This window comes from Rhodococcus sp. (in: high G+C Gram-positive bacteria), assembly GCF_049286785.1.
Taxonomy (GTDB): Bacteria; Actinomycetota; Actinomycetes; order Mycobacteriales; family Mycobacteriaceae; genus Rhodococcus_F.
Map to the genome: position 1 here is coordinate 1 of NZ_JBAQEO010000803.1, position 3,932 is coordinate 3,932.

The following is a 3,932-nucleotide window of genomic DNA, read 5'->3' on the forward strand; positions in this document are numbered from 1 at the left end:
GCCTCGGCCCTCATGGTGTATTCACCCGTTGCGGCCGAACGCGAAGCGGAGCGACCCGACACCGCGGCCATTGCCTTTTCCCGTCACCGTGCGAGCTTCCGACTGCTGTGAGTGGTCGAGGGTTGCCCTACCCCTCGACCACTCACGAGCGCGAACTCTTACAGGGACTTCAGTTCCTCGGTGACCTCGCCGACCATCTTCTTGGCGTCGCCGAAGAGCATGGAGGTGGTGTCCGCGTAGAACAGCGGGTTCTCGATGCCGGCGAACCCGGAGTTCATCGACCGCTTGAGCACGATCACCGACTTCGACTGATCCACGTTCAGGATCGGCATCCCGTGGATCGGCGAGGACGGATCATTGCGGGCCGCCGGGTTGGTGACATCGTTCGCGCCGATCACCAGGGTGACGTCGGTGCGAGCGAACTCGTCGTTGATGTCGTCCATTTCCTTCATCGCGTCGTACTCGACGTCGGCCTCGGCCAGGAGCACGTTCATGTGCCCGGGCATCCGGCCGGCGACGGGGTGAATGGCGTACTTGACCTCGACACCCTTCGACTCGAGCAGCTTGGCCATGTCCTTGACCGCGTGCTGGGCCTGGGCCACCGCCAACCCGTACCCGGGAACGACGATCACCTGGTTCGCGTACGCCATCTGGATCGCCGCGTCCGCCGCCGAGGTGGACTTCGCCGTCTTCACGGCGCCGTCACCGGCCACAGCGGCCGTACCGCCCCCACCGAACCCACCGGCCACGATCGCCGGAATCGACCGGTTCATGGCCTTGGCCATCAGGTTGGTCAGGATCGAACCCGACGCGCCGACGATCATGCCGGCCACGATCATCGCCTGATTGTTCAATGCCAGACCCGCCGCCGCAGCCGACAGACCGGTCAACGCGTTGAGCAGCGAGATCACCACGGGCATGTCCGCACCGCCGATCGGCAGCACCACCATCAAACCGAGGATCCCGGCCAACACCAGCACACCGACGATCCACCACTGCGACGTGGCTCCGGCCGGGTCGATCGCCTTGATTCCGATGATCACCGCCAATGCGACCGCACCGATCAGCAGCAGGGCGTTGAGCGGCTGCTGGAGCTTACCGATACCGATGGGACGCCCGGGCAGGGTTTCCTGCAGCTTCAGGAATGCAATGACGCTGCCCCAGAACGAGATCGAACCGATGATCGCCGCGAACAGCGAAGCGATGACGATGTGCACCGTCGGCGACTCACCGTGTTCGAACGCGGTGAACCCGCCCGAATCGAGGAACTCGGCGTAGGCGATCAACGCGACCGTGCCGCCACCGACACCGTTGAACAGCGCCACCAACTGCGGCATCGCGGTCATCTTCGTCCGCAGCGCCGGCGGAACACCGAGCGCCACACCGATGACGAGTCCGGAGATGATGAGAATCCAGTTCGAGGTGTCACGAATCGCGATCAGGGTCGCGATCACCGCGATCACCATGCCCGCCGCCGCGATCTGGTTACCGCGCACCGCGGTCTTCGGGCCCGTCAGGCCCATCAGACCGTAGATGAACATCCCGAACGCGACGATGTACAGAACATTGACCAGGTATTCCATTACTTTTCACCCGTCTTCGCAGCAGCAGCGGGCGCGGCCGGCTTCGACTTGAACATCGCCAGCATCCGGTCGGTGACCACGAAACCACCGACCACGTTGATCGTTCCGAACACCAACGCCACGAACAGAATGACCTGCAGGCCCCACGGCGGGTTGTCGACCTTGCCCAAGACCACCAGGGCGCCGAGCACGACGATGCCGTGGATGGCGTTCGTGCCCGACATCAGCGGGGTGTGCAACGTGTTCGGGACCTTCGAGATCACCGCGAACCCCACGAACCCGGACAACACCAGGATCGCGATGTTCGCCAACAGTTCGGTGTACATCTAGGACACACTCTCCTCACGAGTGACGCACGAAGCGGCCAGCACCTCGTCCGAGAAATCCGGGGCCAACTGCCCTTCGGACAACATCAACTCCAGCAACGCGGAGACGTTCTTCGAATACAACTCCGACGCATGCTCGGGCATGGTCGCCGGCAGGTTCAGCGGCGAGCAGATGGTCACACCGTGCTTGACGACGGTCTGCCCGGGCTCGGTCAGCTCACAGTTGCCGCCGGTCTCACCGGCGAGATCGACCACCACGCTGCCCGGCTTCATACCCTCGACGGCCGCGGCCGTCACCAGCCTCGGAGCGGGACGGCCCGGGACCAGCGCGGTGGTGATCACCACGTCGAAGCCCTTGATCGCGTCCTCGAGCGCCTGCTGCTGCTGGGCCCGTTCGTCCTCGGTGAGCTCCCGGGCGTACCCGCCCTCACCGGCCGCGTCGATCCCCAGATCGAGCCACTGGGCACCGACCGAGCGGACCTGATCGGCCACCTCCGGGCGCACGTCGTACCCGGTGGCGCGGCCCCCGAGACGCTTGGCCGTGGCCAGCGCCTGCAGACCCGCCACCCCCACACCGAGGACCAGCACCATCGCGGGCTTGACCGTTCCGGCCGCAGTGGTGAGCATCGGGAAGAACCGTGTCGACTCCGACGCCGCCAGCAGCACCGCCTTGTATCCGGACACGTTCGCCTGTGACGACAACGCGTCCATCACCTGCGCGCGGGAGATCCGCGGGATCGCCTCGACCGCGAAGGCCTGAACCCCCGCCGCTTTCAGCGCCGCCACCTGATTGTCCTGGTTGCGCGGCGCGAGGAACCCGATCAGTGTCTGACCCGAGTGCAGGCGGGCGACTTCCTCGTCCGTCGGCGGAGCCACCTTGACGATCACGTCCGCCGACCACGGGTCGGTGATCTTCGCACCCGCCGCCACGTACAACTCGTCCGGAATCAGCGCGCCCAACCCGGCGCCCGACTCGACGACGACGTCCACCCCCTTGGCGATCAACGACGCCACTATCTTCGGCACCAACGCCACCCGACGCTCACCGTCGTTCGATTCACGAACGACGCCAACCGTCGGGCGCGGACGTGCCGCGCTCTGCGATGTATCCATTTATCGACTTCCTGCGGTAGATGACCTGTAGTGCCGCGAGAGCGGCCACAGCCGGGATGAGTGGCGGAATACGACCCCGCCTCGACTGAATTCAGCTGATGATAGCCAGAGACAGCGTGACGGAGGGAACAACTTGTCGGTCCGGCAAGTCTCTGAATCGAGTCCGAACAGGCGTTCTCACAGGCTTTGCACCTAATTTGTGAGGCCGCTCACATGACAATTTCATCGTAGTCTGACGGTAGACACCCGCAAGGGAGCGGAGGTTCGTCATGAGCAATTCGAAGGAACACGGCAGAGCACACGTCACCGGGGAACAATCGGTGGTGGTCGAGCGGATCTACGACCATCCGGCCGAAGGCGACGGGCTACGTCTCTTCGTCGACCGACTCTGGCCGCGCGGGATGCGCAAGGACGCGTTCCATTTCGACGACTGGGCGAAAGACCTCGCACCCTCGACGGAATTGCGGCACTGGTACTCGCACGATGTCGCCGAATTCGGCGAGTTCCGTGAGCGGTACATCTCGGAACTGGACACGCAGGAGGGACAGAAGGCGCTCGCCCGGGTGCGCGAACTTGCGGCGGGACGACCGATCGTTCTCCTCACCGCAGTCAAGGACGTCGCCCACAGCCATGCCGAGGTGCTCGCCGAGTACCTGCGGGCGCAGCGGTGATCCGGCCCGACGAGCCGACTGCGCCGGACGACGATCTCGGCGGCGATCCGGTGTGCTGGCTCGACCGGGTCTGCCCGGAGTGCGGTCTGTTCCTCACCGATCACGATGCGGGCTCCTGCCCACGGTGCGGGGCGACGCGCGACCGGTAATTCGGGCCCATTCTGCTACGCCACCCTCGGTACCAGCAGTCGGCTCGACGGCAGACGGTTCCCGCCGCGTCCACCCCCGCACTCTTCGTT

General features: G+C 65.1%; 4 protein-coding genes. 1 reads left to right on the forward strand and 3 read right to left on the reverse strand.

The window, feature by feature from the left end:
• Window positions 1-158: 158 nt before the first annotated feature.
• Genes WAW17_RS28990 through WAW17_RS29000 form a run of 3 tightly spaced genes read right to left on the reverse strand, consistent with a single transcriptional unit; the run spans window position 159 to window position 3,022 of the window.
• Window positions 159-1,583: an NAD(P)(+) transhydrogenase (Re/Si-specific) subunit beta gene (locus tag WAW17_RS28990; RefSeq protein WP_422336303.1), complete on the reverse strand. Its 1,425-nt coding sequence runs from the start codon at window positions 1,581-1,583 to the stop codon at window positions 159-161.
• Entirely contained in the window at window positions 1,583-1,909 is a 327-nt protein-coding gene (locus WAW17_RS28995; RefSeq protein WP_422336304.1) for an NAD(P) transhydrogenase subunit alpha, read from the reverse strand. The genes WAW17_RS28990 and WAW17_RS28995 overlap by 1 nt, the downstream gene beginning before the upstream one ends.
• Entirely contained in the window at window positions 1,910-3,022 is a 1,113-nt protein-coding gene (locus tag WAW17_RS29000) for a Re/Si-specific NAD(P)(+) transhydrogenase subunit alpha (RefSeq protein ID WP_422336305.1), read from the reverse strand.
• Between the two features lie 269 nt (window positions 3,023-3,291).
• Here WAW17_RS29000 and WAW17_RS29005 point away from each other — a divergent pair, with 269 nt between their 5' ends.
• Window positions 3,292-3,693 (forward strand): DUF488 domain-containing protein, encoded by a 402-nt coding sequence (locus tag WAW17_RS29005; RefSeq protein WP_422336306.1) that lies wholly within the window; start codon window positions 3,292-3,294, stop codon window positions 3,691-3,693.
• The last annotated feature ends 239 nt before the right edge of the window (window positions 3,694-3,932 follow it).

Coding starts and splice junctions, on each gene's coding strand:
- WAW17_RS29000 (WP_422336305.1), bottom strand. CDS start 3,022: ATGGATACATCGCAGAGCGCGGCACGTCCGCGCCCGACGGTTGGCGTC.
- WAW17_RS29005 (WP_422336306.1), top strand. CDS start 3,292: ATGAGCAATTCGAAGGAACACGGCAGAGCACACGTCACCGGGGAACAA.
- WAW17_RS28995 (WP_422336304.1), bottom strand. CDS start 1,909: ATGTACACCGAACTGTTGGCGAACATCGCGATCCTGGTGTTGTCCGGG.
- WAW17_RS28990 (WP_422336303.1), bottom strand. CDS start 1,583: ATGGAATACCTGGTCAATGTTCTGTACATCGTCGCGTTCGGGATGTTC.